Genomic DNA, 17,454 nt, shown 5'->3' with positions numbered 1-17,454 from the left:
CGCGACGCACGGTAGGGCGCCTTGTCTTCATCCGCACTCGTCGGGGTGCGCGCCATACCGCGCAAAGCGCCATCTGCAACCTCGAATCGCGCGAAACTTTCACAAAAAATCACCCCGCAAACGCCGGATCGCGATGCGTTGGGTCAGCGATAGAGTGCGCGCTGTGAACGAACCGAACGAGATCATCGACGACAAGGCGCACATCAGGCACAAGCTGGACTTCAGCGATGCCGAGTGGATCACCAGCACCGAAGAGGACGACGAGCCGGGCGTCGAGGTGGCCTTCGTGGACGGCTACGTCGGAATGCGCAACGGCGCGGACCCGGAAGGGCCGGTGCTGGTGTTCACTCCCGAGGAGTGGGACGCCTTCGTCGAGGGCGCCAAGGACGGCGAATTCGACGAGCCGTGAGCGATTCGCCCGGCGGTAGCGGACAATTCGTGGCAATCTCGGCCAACGGGCCCGGGCCGGGACGCTTCCGGTCCGGTGATCCGGGCTACACCCTTGTGAACGGATTCTCAAACTCCCGTTAAACTTCCCGACCGTCCGGGCACAACGTCGTGCCCTGCTTCGACCGTGATCTCTTTTTGGAGCGCGCCCGTGACCAACGCAAGCCGTCCTGTCGTCCTGATCGCCGAGAAGCTGGCCCCGTCCGTGCTCGACGCACTGGGAGACGAGGTCGAGATCCGCCACGTCGACGGAACCGACCGTCCGGCGCTGCTCGACGCCGTACGCGACGCCGACGCGCTCCTGGTCCGCTCGGCCACCAAGGTCGACGCGGAGGTGCTCGCCGCGACCACCCGGCTCAAGGTCGTGGCCCGCGCCGGTGTCGGGCTGGACAACGTCGAGGTACCCGCCGCGACCGAGCGCGGCGTGATGGTGGTCAACGCCCCCACCTCCAACATCGTCTCCGCCGCCGAGCACGCCGTCGCGCTGCTGCTGGCCGTCGCGCGCAACGTGGCCGCCGCCGATGCGAGCCTGCGCGCCGGTGAGTGGAAGCGCAGCTCGTTCAGCGGCGTCGAGCTCAACGGCAAGACCGTCGGCGTGGTCGGGCTCGGCAAGATCGGCCAGCTCTTCGCTCAGCGGATCGCCGCCTTCGGCACCGAACTGATCGCCTACGACCCCTACGTGTCGCCCGCCAGGGCCGCCCAGCTCGGCATCGAGCTGGTCAGCCTGGAGGAGCTGCTGGAGCGTGCCGACGCGATCTCCATCCACCTGCCCAAGACGGCCGAGACGCTCGGCCTGATCGGCGCCGAGGAGCTCAAGCGCGCCAAGAAGGGCCAGCTCATCGTCAACGCCGCGCGCGGCGGCCTGATCGACGAGGAAGCGCTCGCCGACGCCATCCGCAGCGGCCACATCGGCGGTGCGGGCATCGACGTCTACAAGACCGAGCCGACGACCTCCAGTCCGCTGTTCGAGCTGACCAACGTCGTGGCCACCCCGCACCTGGGCGCCTCCACGGCCGAGGCGCAGGACCGCGCGGGCACCGACGTCGCCCGCTCGGTGCTGCTGGCGCTGCGCGGCGACTTCGTGCCGGACGCGGTCAACGTCCAGGGCGGAGCCGTCGGCGAGGAGGTGCGCCCGTACCTGCCGCTGACCCAGAAGCTGGGCCAGGTCCTCGCGGCGGTGCTGGGCTCCACGCCCAGCTCGGTGACCGTGGAGGCCCGCGGCGAGCTCGCCGACGAGGACGTCTCGGTGCTCCAGCTCGCCGCGCTGCGCGGTGTGTTCTCCGGTGCGGTCGAGAACCAGGTCACCTTCGTCAACGCGCCGCAGCTCGCCGAGGAGCTCGGGGTCAGCGTCGAGGTGCAGACCTCGCCGGAGAGCCCGAACCACCGCAGCGTCGTCTCGGTGCGCGCGGGCCTGCCCGACGGCCGCTTCGCGGTCGTCTCCGGCGCGCTGACCGGCCGCAACCTGGTCGAGAAGATCGTCGAGGTCAACGGCAGGCACTTCGACCTGCGCGCCGAGGGCAACGTGCTGCTGCTGGAGTACCCGGACCGCCCGGGCGTGATGGGCAAGGTCGGCACCCTGCTCGGCGAGGTCGGGGTGAACATCGAGGCCGCGACCGTCAGCCAGACCACCGAGCGCTCCGACGCGGTCATGCTGCTGCGCGTGGACCGGCCGGTCGACGCCGGGGTGCTGGAGCCGATCGGCGCCGCCGTCGGCGCCCGCGTGGTCCGCGCCGTCACGTTCGAGTAAGCGCCGCACCGGCCGGGGCCGCGAGGCCCGCTGGGCGCCGCGGCGGGCCGGGTGTCCCGGCATCCGGACCCGCCCGTCGCGTCCCTTCGGCCGGTGGGAAACGACCCGAAGGGGCCAACGAGGGCTGCGGGGGCCGTCGCATTCGGTGCGGCGGCCCTCTGCTTTTCGCTGGACACGGGCTCGCGCTCTGGCGTTGCACCCTTCCGGGTGTCCCGCCAATCGGGAGAGATCAACCACTTGGTGGGTCCGGCGTGCCTGGGTCCGCGATGATGCCGGTAGCCTTCGGCGCAATGGTTAAAGCCCCGCGGGTCGGGGTGGTACTCGGGAGGTGTGTACATGCGGCTCGCTGTGATCCCAGGTGACGGGATCGGGCCGGAGGTGGTGGCCGAGGCGCTCAAGGTCCTCGGTGAGGTCGTCCCCGATACCGAGATCACTCGATACGACCTCGGAGCCGCTCGCTGGCACGCGACCGGGGAACTCCTGCCGGAGTCGGTGCTGGGTGAGCTCCGTCAGCACGACGCGATCCTGCTCGGCGCGGTCGGCGACCCGTCGGTGCCCAGCGGAATCCTGGAACGCGGCCTGCTGCTGCGCCTGCGCTTCGAGCTGGACCACCACGTCAACCTCCGCCCCGCGCGGCTGTACCCGGGCGTGAAGAGCCCGGTGTCGGACCCGGGTGAGATCGACATGGTCGTGGTCCGCGAGGGCACCGAGGGCCCGTACGCGGGCAACGGCGGCCTGCTGCGCAAGGACACCACGCACGAGATCGCCACCGAGGTCAGCATCAACACCGCCTTCGGCGTGGAGCGCGTCGTGCGGGACGCGTTCGCGCGGGCGGCGTCCCGGCCGCGCAAGCACCTCACGCTGGTGCACAAGACCAACGTGCTGACCCACGCCGGGTCGCTGTGGTCGCGCGTGGTCGAGGAGGTGTCGCTGCAGCACCCGGACGTCACCGTCGCCTACCAGCACGTGGACGCCACCACGATTCACATGGTCACCGACCCGTCGCGGTTCGACGTCATCGTCACCGACAACCTCTTCGGCGACATCATCACCGACCTCGCCGGCGCGATCACCGGTGGCATCGGCCTGGCGGCCAGCGGCAACATCGACGCCACCCGCCGCAACCCGAGCATGTTCGAGCCGGTGCACGGCAGCGCGCCCGACATCGCCGGCCAGGGCACGGCCGACCCGACCGCCGCGGTGCTGTCGGTGGCGCTGCTGCTGGACCACGTCGGCCAGTCCGAGGCCGCCCGCAGGGTCGAGGCCGCGGTCGCGTTCGACCTCGCGACCCGCGACCACTCTGCCCCGGGCGCGACGTTCGCCATCGGCGACCGGCTCGCGGCGCTGGTCTCCTCCCGCGAGGTGGCCCAGCAGGCGTGAGGCCCGGCGTCCGGCACGCCGAAACCGCAGGAAGGCGCCTTCCCCGGCACGGGGGAGGCGCTTTTCTCCGCATCGAGGTGCAACCGTGCGGTTGCACCGCCCTCCGGTACGTGCAACCCTGGGGTTGCGTCTGGAGTCGCGGAGGAAGGAGCCGGCCATGGTCGCCGACAGGATCGAACGCGAGGTCGTGATCGCCGCACCGCTCGATCAGGTGTGGGCGGAGCTGGTCGAGCCCTCGTTCTGGCTGGGGGAGGCGGACCCGGCGGGCGCCCGCGTGGAGGAGGGTGCGCTGCTGGTGTCCGAGCACCACGAGTACGGCAGCTTCCCGCAGCGCATCGAGAAGGTCGACCCGCACCGCCGCCTCTCCTACCGGTGGGCCAGCGCCTTCCCGGGGGAGGAGCCGGTGGAGGGCAACTCGACGCTGGTGGAGTTCACCCTGACCGAAGAAGCGCACGGCACCCGGCTGCGGGTGGTGGAGAGCGGCTTCGCCGCGCTCGAGCTGGGCGAGCAGAAGCGGCGCGACGCCTGGGACGACAACACCGGCGGGTGGGCGCAGGTCATCGGCGAGGTCAAGCGGAACGCGGAGAAGCGGCGAGGGTGAGCGAGCGCGGCGGCAGCGGGGTCGACGAGGTCCTGGTGGCGCTGTCGGACCCCACCCGGCGGCGGCTGCTCGACCTCCTCGGCGAGCGGGGCGAGGCGAGCGCGACGGGGCTGGCGGCCGGGCTGCCGGTGTCGCGGCAGGCGGTCGTGAAGCACCTGGGCGTGCTGGAGTCGGCCGGACTGGTGGTCGCGCGCCGGCACGGCCGGGAGGTCCGCTACGCGGTGCGGCCGGAGCCGCTGGACCTCACCGCGCGCTGGATGGCAGCGCTGGCCGCGAGCTGGGACCGGAAGCTGGACGCCATCAAAAGGCGTGCGGAGTCCGATTAGCACGATTGCGCACGTTCGGCGGACTATGTACGAATTCGCCAGCGAATCGAAACAGTGAATTCGATCTATTCCCGAACCGACATCCATCGCGCCGCGAACCGTACTCAGAGTCGCGTGCGAGTACTGTCGCGGTTCCACGAAGTGGGATTGCTGGCCCAGGGCTTGGTTCCAATTCCGGATGTGGCAGCATACGGGCGTGGCTTTCCACAGCACGATCATTATCGGCCAGCGCGCCGGGTGACGACTCCGCACCCCCGGCGCGCAGACCTCTCGCATTCGCGGGGGGTCTTTTTTGTGTCTCGAAACGCCTCCACCCCCAGCCGACGGGAGACCCCAGTGACTCGCACGACTCCGGCAGGAACACCCCTGGGCGACGAGTTCCACGTCTACGACACGACCCTGCGCGACGGCGCCCAGCGGGAAGGCATCTCCTACTCGGTCACCGACAAGATCGCCGTGGCCAGGCTGCTGGACTCGCTGGGGGTCGGCTTCATCGAAGGCGGCTGGCCCGGCGCCCTGCCGAAGGACACCGAGTTCTTCCACCGCGCCGCCGCGGGCGAGCTCGAACTGCGCCACGCCGCGCTCGTGGCCTTCGGCTCCACCCGCCGTGCGGGCACCCAGGCGCACGATGACCCGCAGGTGCGTGCGCTGCTCGACTCCCAGGCCCCGGTCGTGACGCTGGTCGCCAAGTCCGACCGCAGGCACATCGAGCGCGCGCTGCGCACCGACGTGGCCGAGAACTGCGCGATGGTCGCCGACACGGTGCGCTTCCTGGTCGGCGAGGGCCGCCGGGTCTTCCTCGACGCCGAGCACTTCTTCGACGGCTACGCCTTCGACCCGGACACCTCGCTGCGGGTCCTGGAGGCCGCCGCCGGTGCGGGCGCCGACGTCGTGGTCCTGTGCGACACCAACGGCGGGCAGCTCCCGACGCAGCTCGCCGAGACGGTCACCGAGGTCGTCGCGCGCACCGGTTTCCGGGTCGGCATCCACTGCCAGGACGACACCGGCTGCGCCGTCGCCAACACCGTCGCCGCCGCGCAGGCCGGTGCCACCCACGTGCAGTGCACCGCCAACGGCTACGGCGAGCGGGCGGGCAACGCCGACCTGTTCCCGGTGATCGGCAACCTCGCGACCAAGCTGGACATGCCGGTGCTGCCGGAGGGCAGGCTCGCCGAGCTCACCAGGGTCTCGCACGCGATCGCCGAGATCGCCAACCTCGCGCCGGACACCCACCAGGCCTACGTCGGCACGTCGACGTTCGCGCACAAGGCCGGTCTGCACGCCAGCGCGATCAAGGTGGACCCGGAGCTCTACAACCACATCGACCCCGCCCGGGTGGGCAACGGGATGCGCGTGCTGGTCACCGAGATGGCCGGCCGCGCCAGCCTGGAGCTCAAGGGCGCCGAGCTCGGCATGGACCTCAGCGACTCGCCCGATGCGGTCACCGGCGCAGTGCGGCGGGTGAAGGAGCTGGAGGCGCGCGGGTGGTCGTTCGAGGCCGCCGACGCCTCGCTGGAACTGCTGCTGCGCCGCGAGGTCGCGGCGGCCGAGGGCGAGCAGGCCCCGCCCGACGCGCCGTTCGAGCTGGAGTCCTACCGGGTCCTGCTCGACCACGCCCAGGACGGTTCGGTGGTGTCGGAGGCGACCGTCAAGGTCCACGTCGGGCAGGAGCGCGTCATCGCCACCGCGGAGGGCAACGGGCCGGTGAACGCGCTCGACGCCGCGTTGCGCAAGGCGCTGGTGCCGCACCTGCCGTGGGTGGAGTCGGTCGAGCTGGCCGACTACAAGGTCCGCATCCTCACCGACACCCACGGCACCGAGGCCGTGACCCGGGTGCTCGTCGAGTCCCGCGACGGCGACCAGGAGTGGACCACGGTCGGTGTGCACGGCAGCATCGTCGAGGCGAGCTGGCTGGCGCTGTGCGACGCGCTGGCGTTCAAGGCCATGCGGCGCGACGCGGTCGCCTCCCGCAAGTCCTGACCGGGGTATCGGCTTCCGCCGCGGCACGCCGTCGCCTCGCCCGGCTACGGCTCCGGCCCGCTTCCGCGGTGCCGGGACGGGGTGCCGCGTGCCGGGGCCGGACGGTCCACTTCGGCCGCATGGGATCCTTGAGGGGTCCGTGCGCCGCGGTTCTACTGACTGACTACGGAGGTCCTGCCTTGCGCCTGGCACGTGTCGCCCACTCCGACGGGGTGTCTTTCGTCGCGCTCGAACCGGATCCCGCCGCGCCGAAGGAGAAGGTGCTCGCCGTCGAGATCGACCAGCACCCGTTCGGCGACCCGACCTTCACCGGGCGCAGGTGGCCGATGGCCGACGTCCGGCTGCTTGCCCCGATCCTGCCGTCGAAGGTGATCTGCGTGGGCAAGAACTACGCCGACCACGCCAGGGAGATGGGCGGCGAGGCACCGGAGACGCCGGTCATCTTCATGAAGCCCTCCACCTCGGTGGTCGGGCCCAACTCCCCGATCAAGCTGCCCGCCAACTCCGAGCGGGTGGACTTCGAGGGCGAGCTGGCGGCCGTGATCGGCCAGCCGTGCAAGGACGTCCCCGAGGCGCGCGGAACCGACGTCGTGCTCGGCTACACCATCGCCAACGACGTCACCGCGCGCGACCAGCAGAAGGCCGACGGGCAGTGGACGCGGGCCAAGGGCTACGACACCTTCTGCCCGCTGGGACCGTGGATCGACACCACCGTCGACCCCGCCGACCTCGCGCTGCGCACCGAGCTCGACGGCGAGGTCAAGCAGGACGCCCGCACCTCGCTGCTGCTGCACGACGTCAGCGCGCTGGTGTCCTGGGTCTCCCGGATCATGACGCTGCTGCCCGGTGACGTCATCCTCACCGGCACCCCGGCGGGCGTCGGCCCGATGCAGCCGGGCCAGAAGGTCTCGGTCTCCATCGACGGCCTCGGCACCCTGACCAACCCGGTGCAGCAGGGCTGAAGCCAGGCGGGCCGCGGTTCCACAACGGAGCCGCGGCCCGGGCGCCGCGTTCTCAGCGCAGCGACACCTTCGGCGGCCGTTCCCGCATCGCCCCGTACGCGAGCAGGTAGGCGGGGACCCGGCGCAGCCACGGCAGCCTGTTCGCCACGCGCAGCGGCAGCGGCGGGTGGATGCTGTCGGTGAAGTCGATCTCCCCGCGCAGCGCCGGTTCCACGACGTTGTCGTGGATCGCGCGCTGCAGGCGCTGGACCAGCGCGGTGGTGAGCCAGCGCCTGCGCTGGACGGCCACCACGTGCCCGCGCCGCAGGCGCTTCTCGCGCAGCGGTTCGGCGAGGTGGCGAGCCGCGGCGACGGCGTCCTGCACGGCCAGGTTGATGCCGATGCCGCCCACCGGCGACATCGCGTGCGCCGCGTCCCCGATGGCCAGCAGGCCCGGCAGGTGCCACTTGCGCAACCGGTCCAGCGTGACGTGCAGGAGCTTCACGTCGTCCCAGTCGCGCACCAGCTCCCGGTCCCCGAGCCACGGGATGTTCGCGCGCAGCCGCTCGTTGAACGCCTCGATCGGCCCCGCGCGGTCCTCGGCGTCGGTGTCTTTGGCGATGATGTGGGCGACCTGGAAGTAGTCGCCGCGGTCGATCATCGCGGTGAACGAGCCCCGGCGGATCATGCCGATCGCGCCTGCGGGGTCTTCGGAGTCGCGCGGGACCTTGAACCAGCGCACGTCCATCGGGGTGGGGAAGTCGCGCAGCCCCAGCTCCGGCAGGTCGCGCACGAGCGACCTGCGGCCGTCGCAGGCGACGGTGATGGTGGCGCGCAGCTCCCCGGTCGTGCCGTCGCTGGTGCGGTAGCGCACGCCGTTGACCCGGCCGCCCTCCCGGACCAGGTCGGTGACCTCGGTGTTCATCCGGAGCTGGAAGGTGGGTTCCTGCTTGGCCGCGTCGGCCAGCATGTCCAGGAAGTCCCACTGCGGCACCAGGGCGATGTAGTTGTACTTGATCGGCAGCGTCCGGAAGTCGCCGAGCGTCAGGAACCGCCCCTCCGGACCGGTGGGCACGCGCACGGTCTGGAGCCTGCGCTGGGGCAGCTCGGCGAACCGCTCGGCGAGCCCGAGGTCGTCCATGAGCTGGAGGGTGGTCGGGTGCACCGTGTCGCCGCGGAAGTCGCGCAGGAAGTCGTTGTGCTTCTCCAGCACGGTGACCTCGACCCCCGCCCGGGCCAGCAGCAGTCCGAGGACCATGCCGGCGGGACCGCCGCCGACGATGCAACACGTCGTTCGCTCCATCGCGATCCTCCAAGTTTTCAACGCATGTTGAATAACTTCAGGGTGCCCTGCCGGGACTCGCCGGTCAAGGGCGGAAGCCGACTGGATACGCTGAACGCGTTATGAGCACGCCAGAAGCCACCGCAGAAGCAGTCTCGGGCCACGAGCCGAACCGCGCCGTGCGGGCGAGGTTCTGCCCCTCGCCGACGGGCACCCCGCACGTCGGCCTGGTCCGCACCGCCCTCTACAACTGGGTCTTCGCCCGGCACAACCAGGGCAAGCTGGTGTTCCGCATCGAGGACACCGACGCCAGCCGGGACAGCGAGGAGTCCTACCAGGCGCTGCTCGACGCGCTGCGCTGGCTCGGGCTCGACTGGGACGAGGGCCCCGAGGTCGGCGGCGAGTACGGCCCCTACCGGCAGAGCGAGCGGCGCGACATCTACGCCGACATCGCTCGGCGGCTGCTGGAGGCGGGCGAGCTCTACGAGTCGTTCTCCACCCCCGAGGAGGTCGAGGCCCGGCACCGGGCGGCCGGACGCGACCCCAAGCTCGGCTACGACAACGCCGACCGCGACCTCACCGACGAGCAGAAGGCCGCCTTCCGCGCCGAGGGTCGCAACGCGGTGCTGCGCCTGCGGATGCCCGAGCACGACATCACCTTCGCCGACCTGGTCCGCGGGGAGATCACCTTCCCGGCGGGCTCGGTGCCCGACCCGGTGCTGGTGCGGGGCAACGGCGACGCCCTCTACACCCTGACCAACCCGGTCGACGACGCGCTCATGCGCATAACCCACGTGCTGCGCGGCGAGGACCTGCTGTCCTCCACCCCGCGCCAGATCGCGCTCTACGACGCGCTGCGCCGCATCGGCGTCACCGACTTCACCCCCGAGTTCGGCCACCTGCCGTTCGTCATGGGGGAGGGCAACAAGAAGCTCTCCAAGCGCGACCCGCAGTCCAACCTGTTCCACCACCGGGACAGGGGTTTCCTGCCGGAGGGGCTGCTGAACTACCTCGCGCTGCTCGGCTGGTCGATCTCCGAGGACCGCGACGTCTTCACGCTCGACGAGATGGTCGAGGCGTTCGAGATCGGCCGCGTCAGCTCCAACCCCGCCCGCTTCGACCAGAAGAAGGCCGACGCCATCAACTCCGCGCACCTGCGCGCGCTGGCGCCGGACGACTTCCTCGAGCGCGTGGTGCCCTACCTCGTCTCCGGCGGTGTGCTCCCGGCCGAGCCGACCGAGGAGCAGCTCGCCACGGTCCGCGCCGCGGCACCGCTGGTGCAGGAGCGGCTGATCGTGCTCTCCGACGCGGTGGGCATGATGCGGTTCCTGTTCGACGGCGACGACTTCGCCCCGGACCCGGCCTCGGCCGAGAAGGCTCTGGGCGAGGACGCCAGGCCGGTGCTGGAAGCAGCCGTCTCGGCGCTGGAGGCGCTGCCGGAGTGGACCACGGAGGCGATCGAGGCCGCCCTCAAGGAGTCGGTCGTCGACGGCCTCGGCATCAAGCCGCGCAAGGCCTTCGCGCCGGTGCGGGTGGCCGTCACCGGACGCACCGTCTCGCCGCCGCTGTACGAGTCGATGGAACTGCTGGGGCGCGAGGTGTCGCTGCGACGTCTGCGCGCACCGCTGGGCTGATCGGCCGCGGGTGGGCCTACTTTCGCACTCAACCGAATCAGCGCCTCCAGTATCACCGACTTGGGCGAGTCGAATACGGCATGTGAACGCCTAGCCTCTCGGAGTGACATCCGCGCTTGAGATATCGGCAGCTCGCCCACCCGTACAGACCAAGGTCGGCCGCGTTCGTGCGGTGTGCCTGGACATCGACGACACACTGCTGGACAACGAGTCCTCCTCCCGGCAAGGACTGCACGCGCTGGTAGGCAACGACGGCGCGTGGCCGGTGTGGCGGCGGACGACGGAGGAGCACTACGCGCGGTTCGTCGCCGGCGAGATCGGCTTCGACTCGATGTGCACCGAACGCACCCGCGCGTTCTTCGCCGCCTTCGGGGAGGAGCTCAGCGACGCGGAGGCGGCGCGCCGCGAATCGGTGCGCATGGCGGCGATGCAGCGCGCTTGGAAGCTCTTCGACGACGCCGCACCGTGCCTGGAGTGGCTGCGCGCCGCCGGCCTGAAGCTGGCGGTCATCACCAACGCGCCCAGCGCGTACCAGCGCAAGAAGATCGCCTCGATCGGGCTCGCCGACGCCTTCGACGCGCTGCTGATCTCCGGCGAGGTCGGCATCGCCAAACCCGAGGCCGGGATCTTCGAGGCCGCGTGCGCGGCGCTGGACATGCGACCCGAGGAGGTCGTGCACGTCGGCGACCGGCTCGACACCGACGCGCAGGGCGCGTCGGCGGCCGGCATGCACGGCGTCTGGCTCAACCGCGGCGCGCAGCGGGTCGATCCGCCCGCGGGGGTGCGCGTGATCAACAGCTTGAGCGAGCTGCCCGAACTGCTCGTGTGCGACCTGCACCCGGACCTCGTCCAGACGCAGGGCTGGATGCCCGCCCAGGATCGCCACATGGCCTCCCAGGACTGCCGGGAGGTCTTCGGACCGGTCCGCTGACCGCGCCCGGCTCCCGGGTCGCCACTGCCTTGCTCACCTGCGAAAATCCCCCGAGGAGGGGGGTGTTTTCCGGGGCCTTCGGGCGATGGTCTAATATTCTCTGCAGCAAGGCGGACAGCGGCCCGGGAGCCGGACTTCCTCCGAGAAGCCCGGAAACGAGCGGCTGGACGTCGAAGCCGATGGGGTATGGTGTAATCGGCAGCACGACTGATTCTGGTTCAGTTAGTCTAGGTTCGAGTCCTGGTACCCCAGCGAGAAGATCCGAAGTCGGCATCGCCAGCCGATATCGACTCGGTGATCTCACGCGGTCCCGTCGTCTAGCGGCCTAGGACGCCGCCCTCTCAAGGCGGTAGCGCGGGTTCAAATCCCGTCGGGACTACACGGATGGGCGGACCCTACTCGCGTAGAGCGCGAGTGGGGTCCGTTTCGTTTTGTTGTCGGGGGGCCGAGCCCTCCGGGGCCCCCACGGTGCGGTGGTTGCTTTTCGTCGGCTCCTTGCTTTTGGGGAGTTCCCGGCCTGGGTTGGGACCAGCAGAACGGAACTTCACTTCACTTCACCCCTGGCATTGGGGGCGGTCCCGGCTTCACCCTGGCTTTGGGGGGTCCTGACTTCACCCGTGGCCTTTCAGCGGTCCATACATCGCGCCTGGCTTTCCGGTGGGGCTTGTCCCGGCCCCCTGGGTGTCCCGGCTTCGCCCCCGGCTTTCGGCGGAGTTGCTTGTCCAACGGCCTCAATGACTTGTGGTGCGCGGTTTCGGAGCGCGCCAACACAGCCCCATGTCCCCTCGCCGCACTCAGCCATTGGATCGCCGATAGCCGGATGCTTGCCGCTGCTCGCATTGCACGACCGATATCGGACACCTCGCACGACTACGTCCAAGCCATAGCCATACGGGCGGAATGGGTGTGCCGTACCTGTGGGTGTGGGCGGTGTTACACCGGAGGTCTGGGGCACGGCTTCGGCGGGTTCGGGGTGGTGCTTGGGGTGTGTGGGGCTTCTGCCTGCGGTGATGGGTTGGGGGAGGGGGGTGTGCGAGGGACGTGAATGGGTGTTGTAGTCTTTTACCCGTAGCGCGGTCCCGTCGTCTAGCGGCCTAGGACGCCGCCCTCTCAAGGCGGTAGCGCGGGTTCAAATCCCGTCGGGACTACGGAAGAAGCGGCGGGGCCGGTGTGTCGAGGACATACCGGCCCCGCCGCTTTTCGCTTGCCTCGGTGGCGGGCCGGCGTCAGCGCGCGTGTGCTGTGGGCGGGCCGTCGGGGCACTTGGCCGGCGGGTGGAGCGTGCCGCTCCCGGCCGCTGAGGCGTTCTCCGCCGCGTCGGGTCGTGGCGCGAGGGCAACGGGCCGCCACGACCCGCTCGCGGCGCCTCAGAGGCGGTTCTGCAGCCCGTCCGCTGCGGCCAGCAGGTCCGCCGCCCAGCGGGCGCCCGGGCGGCGCCCCATCCGGTCGATCGGCCCGGACACCGATATGGCCGCCACCACGTTGCCGCCGGAGTCGCGGACCGGCGCCGACACGCTGGCCACCCCGGACTCGCGCTCGGCGACGCTCTGGGCCCAGCCGCGGCGCTTGACCTCCATCAGGGTCCGCTCGCCGAAGACCGCCTCGGCCAGCACGGCCCGCTGCGTCGCCGGGTCGGCCCACGCGGCGAGCACCTTGGCGCCGGAACCCGCCGCCATCGGCAGCGCGCTGCCGACCGGCACCGTGTCGCGCAGGCCGCTCGGCGGCTCCGCCGCCGCGATGCACAGCCGCTGCATCCCGTCCCGGCGGTAGAGCTGCACGCTCTCCCCGGTGACGTCCCGCAGTTTGGGCAGCACCTGGGCGGCCGCCTCCAGGAGCGGGTCGACCGCCCCGCCCGCGAGCTCGGCCAGCGCGGCCCCGGGGCGCCAGCGGCCGTCGGAGCCGCGCCGCAGCAGGCGGTGCACCTCCAGGCCCACGGCCAGCCGGTGCGCGGTCGCTCTGGGCAGCCCGGTCCGGCTGCACAGCTCGGCGAGGCCGCACGGTTCGCTGGCGACGGCCTGCATGACGGCCACCGCCTTGTCCAGTACTCCGATACCGCTATGCTGTCCCACGTACCGATACTAACTTCTCGTCATCTGGGAAGTCCACTTCATGGGATGTGACCCCGGCCGGGGTCACCACTGCTCGACGCGGAGGAGCGATGGGCAAGACGCTCGCGGAGAAGGTCTGGGAAGCGCACATCGTGCGCCGCGGCGAGGGCTACGAGCCCGACCTGCTCTACATCGACCTCCACCTCGTTCACGAGGTCACCAGCCCGCAGGCCTTCGAGGGGCTGCGCCTGGCGGGGCGGCAGGTGCGCCGTCCCGACCTGACGCTGGCCACCGAGGACCACAACGTGCCCACCACGGGCATCGACCTGCCGATCGCGGACCCGGTTTCGCGGACCCAGGTCGACACCCTGCGGCGCAACTGCGAGGAGTTCGGCATCCGCCTGCACCCGATGGGCGACGCCGAGCAGGGCATCGTGCACGTGGTGGGGCCCCAGCTCGGCCTCACCCAGCCCGGCACGACCGTCGTCTGCGGCGACAGCCACACCTCGACCCACGGCGCGTTCGGCGCGCTGGCCTTCGGCATCGGCACCTCCGAGGTCGAGCACGTGCTGGCGACGCAGACGCTTCCGTTGCGTCCCTTCAAGACCATGGCCATCAACATCGAGGGCACGCTGCGCCCGGGGGTCACGAGCAAGGACGTGATCCTGGCCGTCATCGCCAAGATCGGCACCGGCGGCGGGCAGGGCTACGTGCTGGAGTACCGGGGCAGCGCCGTCGAGAAGATGTCGATGGAAGCCCGCATGACGATGTGCAACATGTCGATCGAGGCGGGTGCGCGGGCCGGCATGATCGCGCCCGACGAGACCACTTTCGCCTACCTGCAGGGCCGTCCGCACGCCCCGGAGGGCACGGAGTGGGACGCCGCGGTCGAGTACTGGAAGACGCTTCGCACCGACGAGGACGCCGAGTTCGACGCCGAGGTGACCCTCGACGCCGACGAGCTGACCCCGTTCGTCACGTGGGGCACCAACCCCGGTCAGGGCCTGCCGCTGGGCGCTCGGATCCCGGACCCCGCCGCCATCGCCGACGAGAGCGAGCGCTTCGCGACCGAGAAGGCGTTGGACTACATGGGCCTGGAAGCGGGCACTCCGCTGCGCGAGGTGGCCGTGGACACGGTGTTCCTCGGTTCCTGCACCAACGGCCGGATCGAAGATCTTCGGGCCGCAGCGGACGTTCTGAAGGGCCGCAAGGTGGCTTCGGAGGTGCGCATGCTGGTCGTCCCGGGCTCGATGAGGGTCCGCAAGCAGGCCGAGGCCGAGGGGCTCAACGAGGTTTTCACCGCCGCCGGGGCGGAATGGCGTTCGGCCGGTTGTTCGATGTGCCTGGGCATGAACCCCGACCAGCTCACCCCCGGGGAGCGCAGCGCGTCGACCTCCAACCGTAACTTCGAGGGCAGGCAAGGAAAGGGCGGCCGCACCCACCTGGTCTCGCCGCTGGTGGCCGCCGCGACCGCGGTGCGCGGCACCCTCTCCTCGCCCGAAGACCTCGACTGACCCCCTACCCACCAGGAGCAGCGACGATGGAACCGTTCAAGACGCACACCGGGGTCGGCGTGCCCCTGCGCCGGTCCAACGTGGACACCGACCAGATCATCCCGGCGGTCTACCTCAAGCGGGTCTCCCGGACCGGCTTCGAGGACGCCCTGTTCGCCGCCTGGCGGGCCGACGATGACTTCATCCTCAACAACCCGCACTTCCGCAACGGCAGCGTTCTGGTCGCCGGACCCGACTTCGGCACCGGCTCCTCCCGGGAGCACGCCGTCTGGGCGCTGAAGGACTACGGGTTCCGAGTGGTCATCTCCTCCCGCTTCGCCGACATCTTCCGGGGCAACTCCGGCAAGCAGGGGCTGCTGGCGGCCCGCTGCGAGCAGTCCGATGTGGAACTGCTCTGGAAGGTGCTGGAGACCGAGCCGGGCACCTCGGTGACGGTCGACCTGGAGGCCCGCACGGTGCACGCCAAGGACCTCACGGTGCCCTTCGAGATCGACGACTACACCCGCTGGCGGCTGCTGGAAGGTCTCGACGACATCGGCCTGACCCTCCGGCAGGCCGAGACGATCGACACTTTTGAGAAGACCCGGCCGAGCTTCAAACCGGCCACCCTGCCCGCCCGCGCGGGCTGATCGGGAGGCCGCTCCGGGGCGCGTTTTTCCCCTCGTGAAAGGAAAAACGCGCCCCCGGGAACTCAACAGAACAGTCCCCCGGGAGGGCCCGGGGACCGCTCCGGACAGACACGATTGCCGATGCGCCAACGAAAAAATGGGGCGTGGCGAATGGCATTTGTTTGTTCGGGGCTTTACCGTGGGCATGAGTCGGCCCGACGGGGCCGTTGTTGTCCTGGGAGGGACTGAAGTGAACAAGGCCCAACTCATTGAGGCTCTGGCGGAACGCCTCGGAGACAAGAAGACCGCGAGCAAGGCGGTGGAGGACGTGGTGGACATCATCGTCCGCCAGGTCAACAAGGGCGAAAAGGTCAACATCACCGGCTTCGGTGTTTTCGAGAAGCGCGCCCGCGCCGCCCGCACGGCTCGCAACCCGCGCACCGGCGAGGCCGTCAAGGTGAAGAAGACCAACGTCCCCGCCTTCCGCGCGGGCACCCAGTTCAAGGAAGTCATCGGCGGCACCCGCAAACTGCCGCGCCTGAGCTCGGCGAAGTCGGGCACCCGGGCCTCGACCACGAAGGCCGCGGGCACCCGTGCCGCCGCCGCGAAGACCTCCACGACCCGTGCCACCGCGTCGAAGTCCGCCGCCACCAAGACGGCGGGCACCCGCGCCACCAAGTCGACCACCGCCAAGGCCGGCACGACCAAGGCGCGGACCACCACCAAGGCCGCCACCACCAGCAGGTCGACCGCCTCCAAGGCGGCGCCGAAGAAGGCGACCACCGCCAAGGCGGCCCCGAAGACCGCGGCCAAGAGCACGGCCAAGTCGTCGACCGCCAAGACGACGCGTCCGGCGACCCGGAAGTCGACCACGACGCGCAAGACCACCAAGAAGTGAGCACTCGCTTTCCAGGCGAGTCGATTCTCGGGCCTGAACGGGTGGCGTCCTGACCCCACGCGGGTAGGACGCCGCCCGTTCACGGCGTTCGGGGCGGTGTGCGGGCGGGCCGGAAGGCCCGCCTCGCGCGTCAGGTGACCGGGTCGTCCAGGTAGTCGGCAGCCGCCAGGCGCAGGTTCGGCGCCGCGCCGTCGGTCCGGTCGTGGTCGCGCCGGAACGCCAGCGTCCACACGCTGCCCTTGCGGCTGTGCACCTCGCCGAGGGAGAACCCGCCCCGGTCGGCCAGCCGGGCCACCAGGTCCGGAATCACGCCGCCCTGGCTGCACACCACGGCAGTCCCCGGCTCGGCTGCGATCCGCAGCAGGCGCCGAAGCCCCGCCTCGGGGTCGGCCACGTAGCCCTCTTCGGACAGCAGGGGCTCCGGTTCCACCACCGCGCCCAGTTCGGCCGCGAGCGGCTCCACGGTCTGGTCGCACCGGGTTCGCGGCGCCGAATGGACCCGCTCCGGGCCGAACAACCGCAACAGCGAATGCAATGCGTCGCGCTGGCGGATACCGGGTTCGGTGAGCGGGCGGAGCACGTCGTCACCGGTCCAATCCGCCCGTTTCCCCGCTTTGGCGTGGCGTACCAGAAGGACGGTCGGCGCATCCGGCGGAAGCGCGTCGAATGCGCCGAGCACGCGCGAATCGTGTGGATAACTGACCAGTCGCCGCGCGCATTCGGTGCTCGTCCACCGCAGTTCGTCGACTTCCGCATTGGGCGTGAAACGGCCACTTCCCGCGCGAGCGGCGAAGTAGTCGACGACCTTCTCGGCCCGCCCGCCATCGCGGGCGGGGACGGGATAGTTCACGCGCGTGAGCAACCGCGACAGCACGCACCGGAAGCCGGTCTCCTCCTCGACCTCCCGCACCGCCGCGTGCGCGGCGAGCTCGCCCGGATCCAGCTTGCCCTTGGGCAGCGACCAGTCGTCGTAGCGGGGCCGGTGCACGACGGCGACCTCGATCCCGCCGTCCGGCGCGGGGCGCCAAAGCACCGCGCCCGCCGCGCGGACGACCGCGGCAACGGCCGGTCCGGGCTCGACTTCCTCGAAGATCGGCTGGTTCTGGCTCGCCCCCAT

General features: G+C 70.7%; 15 protein-coding genes and 3 tRNA genes. 15 read left to right on the top strand and 3 right to left on the bottom strand.

Going from position 1 to position 17,454, the window contains the following annotated elements; all coding sequences use genetic code 11:
* The first annotated feature begins 163 nt into the window (after nucleotides 1–163).
* The 7 genes from SACE_RS29550 to SACE_RS29520 all read left to right on the top strand — a co-directional run bounded on the left by SACE_RS29550 (nucleotide 164) and on the right by SACE_RS29520 (nucleotide 7,443).
* A complete protein-coding gene (locus SACE_RS29550) occupies nucleotides 164–409 on the top strand; it encodes a DUF397 domain-containing protein (protein WP_009944399.1) in 246 nt (81 codons plus the stop codon).
* A 189-nt stretch (nucleotides 410–598) separates the two neighbouring features.
* Nucleotides 599–2,194 (top strand): phosphoglycerate dehydrogenase, encoded by a 1,596-nt coding sequence (gene serA, locus SACE_RS29545; RefSeq protein WP_009944400.1) that lies wholly within the window; start codon nucleotides 599–601, stop codon nucleotides 2,192–2,194.
* A gap of 336 nt (nucleotides 2,195–2,530) precedes the next feature.
* The gene (locus SACE_RS29540; RefSeq protein ID WP_009944401.1) at nucleotides 2,531–3,574 is read left to right on the top strand and encodes a 3-isopropylmalate dehydrogenase; all 1,044 of its coding nucleotides are present in this window, start codon (nucleotides 2,531–2,533) and stop codon (nucleotides 3,572–3,574) included.
* Nucleotides 3,575–3,731: 157 nt separating this feature from the next.
* Complete coding sequence (locus SACE_RS29535; protein ID WP_009944402.1) at nucleotides 3,732–4,175, top strand: SRPBCC domain-containing protein; 444 nt, start codon at nucleotides 3,732–3,734, stop codon at nucleotides 4,173–4,175.
* Entirely contained in the window at nucleotides 4,172–4,501 is a 330-nt protein-coding gene (locus SACE_RS29530) for an ArsR/SmtB family transcription factor (RefSeq protein WP_009944403.1), read from the top strand. The genes SACE_RS29535 and SACE_RS29530 overlap by 4 nt, the downstream gene beginning before the upstream one ends.
* Before the next feature lie 336 nt (nucleotides 4,502–4,837).
* Nucleotides 4,838–6,481: a citramalate synthase gene (gene cimA, locus SACE_RS29525; protein ID WP_009944404.1), complete on the top strand. Its 1,644-nt coding sequence runs from the start codon at nucleotides 4,838–4,840 to the stop codon at nucleotides 6,479–6,481.
* Nucleotides 6,482–6,660: 179 nt separating this feature from the next.
* The gene (locus SACE_RS29520; protein ID WP_009944405.1) at nucleotides 6,661–7,443 is read left to right on the top strand and encodes a fumarylacetoacetate hydrolase family protein; all 783 of its coding nucleotides are present in this window, start codon (nucleotides 6,661–6,663) and stop codon (nucleotides 7,441–7,443) included.
* Nucleotides 7,444–7,495: 52 nt separating this feature from the next.
* Here SACE_RS29520 and SACE_RS29515 read toward each other — a convergent pair whose 3' ends face one another.
* Complete coding sequence (locus SACE_RS29515) at nucleotides 7,496–8,725, bottom strand: FAD-dependent oxidoreductase (RefSeq protein ID WP_009944406.1); 1,230 nt, start codon at nucleotides 8,723–8,725, stop codon at nucleotides 7,496–7,498.
* A 101-nt stretch (nucleotides 8,726–8,826) separates the two neighbouring features.
* Here SACE_RS29515 and gltX point away from each other — a divergent pair, with 101 nt between their 5' ends.
* The 5 genes from gltX (at nucleotide 8,827) to SACE_RS29490 (ending at nucleotide 12,417) form a co-directional block, all read left to right on the top strand.
* Nucleotides 8,827–10,338: a glutamate--tRNA ligase gene (gltX, locus tag SACE_RS29510; protein ID WP_011874967.1), complete on the top strand. Its 1,512-nt coding sequence runs from the start codon at nucleotides 8,827–8,829 to the stop codon at nucleotides 10,336–10,338.
* Nucleotides 10,339–10,510: 172 nt separating this feature from the next.
* A complete protein-coding gene (locus SACE_RS29505) occupies nucleotides 10,511–11,269 on the top strand; it encodes an HAD family hydrolase (RefSeq protein WP_009944408.1) in 759 nt (252 codons plus the stop codon).
* 180 nt (nucleotides 11,270–11,449) lie between these two features.
* Nucleotides 11,450–11,521 (top strand) — tRNA-Gln (locus SACE_RS29500).
* A gap of 54 nt (nucleotides 11,522–11,575) precedes the next feature.
* Nucleotides 11,576–11,648: transfer RNA gene (locus tag SACE_RS29495), tRNA-Glu, on the top strand.
* 696 nt (nucleotides 11,649–12,344) lie between these two features.
* Nucleotides 12,345–12,417: transfer RNA gene (locus SACE_RS29490), tRNA-Glu, on the top strand.
* A 219-nt stretch (nucleotides 12,418–12,636) separates the two neighbouring features.
* On the opposite strand, the gene SACE_RS29485 is transcribed toward SACE_RS29490, so the two are convergent.
* Complete coding sequence (locus SACE_RS29485; RefSeq protein ID WP_193755451.1) at nucleotides 12,637–13,338, bottom strand: IclR family transcriptional regulator; 702 nt, start codon at nucleotides 13,336–13,338, stop codon at nucleotides 12,637–12,639.
* An 89-nt stretch (nucleotides 13,339–13,427) separates the two neighbouring features.
* Between SACE_RS29485 and leuC the strand changes: the two genes are divergently transcribed.
* The 3 genes from leuC to SACE_RS29470 all read left to right on the top strand — a co-directional run bounded on the left by leuC (nucleotide 13,428) and on the right by SACE_RS29470 (nucleotide 16,337).
* Entirely contained in the window at nucleotides 13,428–14,831 is a 1,404-nt protein-coding gene (leuC, locus tag SACE_RS29480) for a 3-isopropylmalate dehydratase large subunit (RefSeq protein ID WP_009944410.1), read from the top strand.
* A 26-nt stretch (nucleotides 14,832–14,857) separates the two neighbouring features.
* Nucleotides 14,858–15,460 carry a 3-isopropylmalate dehydratase small subunit gene (gene leuD, locus SACE_RS29475; RefSeq protein ID WP_009944411.1) on the top strand — a complete coding sequence of 201 codons (603 nt, stop codon included), beginning with the start codon at nucleotides 14,858–14,860 and terminating at the stop codon, nucleotides 15,458–15,460.
* 136 nt (nucleotides 15,461–15,596) lie between these two features.
* Nucleotides 15,597–16,337 carry an HU family DNA-binding protein gene (locus SACE_RS29470; RefSeq protein WP_425328972.1) on the top strand — a complete coding sequence of 247 codons (741 nt, stop codon included), beginning with the start codon at nucleotides 15,597–15,599 and terminating at the stop codon, nucleotides 16,335–16,337.
* Between the two features lie 130 nt (nucleotides 16,338–16,467).
* Here SACE_RS29470 and SACE_RS29465 read toward each other — a convergent pair whose 3' ends face one another.
* Nucleotides 16,468–17,454, bottom strand: a complete 987-nt coding sequence (locus SACE_RS29465) for an NUDIX hydrolase (RefSeq protein WP_009944413.1) — start codon at nucleotides 17,452–17,454, stop codon at nucleotides 16,468–16,470.

It is taken from the genome of Saccharopolyspora erythraea NRRL 2338, from assembly GCF_000062885.1.
Lineage (GTDB): Bacteria > Actinomycetota > Actinomycetes > Mycobacteriales > Pseudonocardiaceae > Saccharopolyspora_D > Saccharopolyspora_D erythraea.
This window is presented reverse-complemented; position numbering and strand designations above follow the sequence as displayed.

Bases quoted from the DNA above. Each gene is read 5' to 3' on its own strand.
- SACE_RS29540 (WP_009944401.1), top strand. From the start codon at position 2,531: ATGCGGCTCGCTGTGATCCCAGGTGACGGGATCGGGCCGGAGGTGGTG.
- SACE_RS29535 (WP_009944402.1), top strand. From the start codon at position 3,732: ATGGTCGCCGACAGGATCGAACGCGAGGTCGTGATCGCCGCACCGCTC.
- SACE_RS29515 (WP_009944406.1), bottom strand. From the start codon at position 8,725: ATGGAGCGAACGACGTGTTGCATCGTCGGCGGCGGTCCCGCCGGCATG.
- gltX (WP_011874967.1), top strand. From the start codon at position 8,827: ATGAGCACGCCAGAAGCCACCGCAGAAGCAGTCTCGGGCCACGAGCCG.
- leuC (WP_009944410.1), top strand. From the start codon at position 13,428: ATGGGCAAGACGCTCGCGGAGAAGGTCTGGGAAGCGCACATCGTGCGC.
- leuD (WP_009944411.1), top strand. From the start codon at position 14,858: ATGGAACCGTTCAAGACGCACACCGGGGTCGGCGTGCCCCTGCGCCGG.
- SACE_RS29470 (WP_425328972.1), top strand. From the start codon at position 15,597: ATGGGGCGTGGCGAATGGCATTTGTTTGTTCGGGGCTTTACCGTGGGC.
- SACE_RS29465 (WP_009944413.1), bottom strand. From the start codon at position 17,454: ATGGGGGCGAGCCAGAACCAGCCGATCTTCGAGGAAGTCGAGCCCGGA.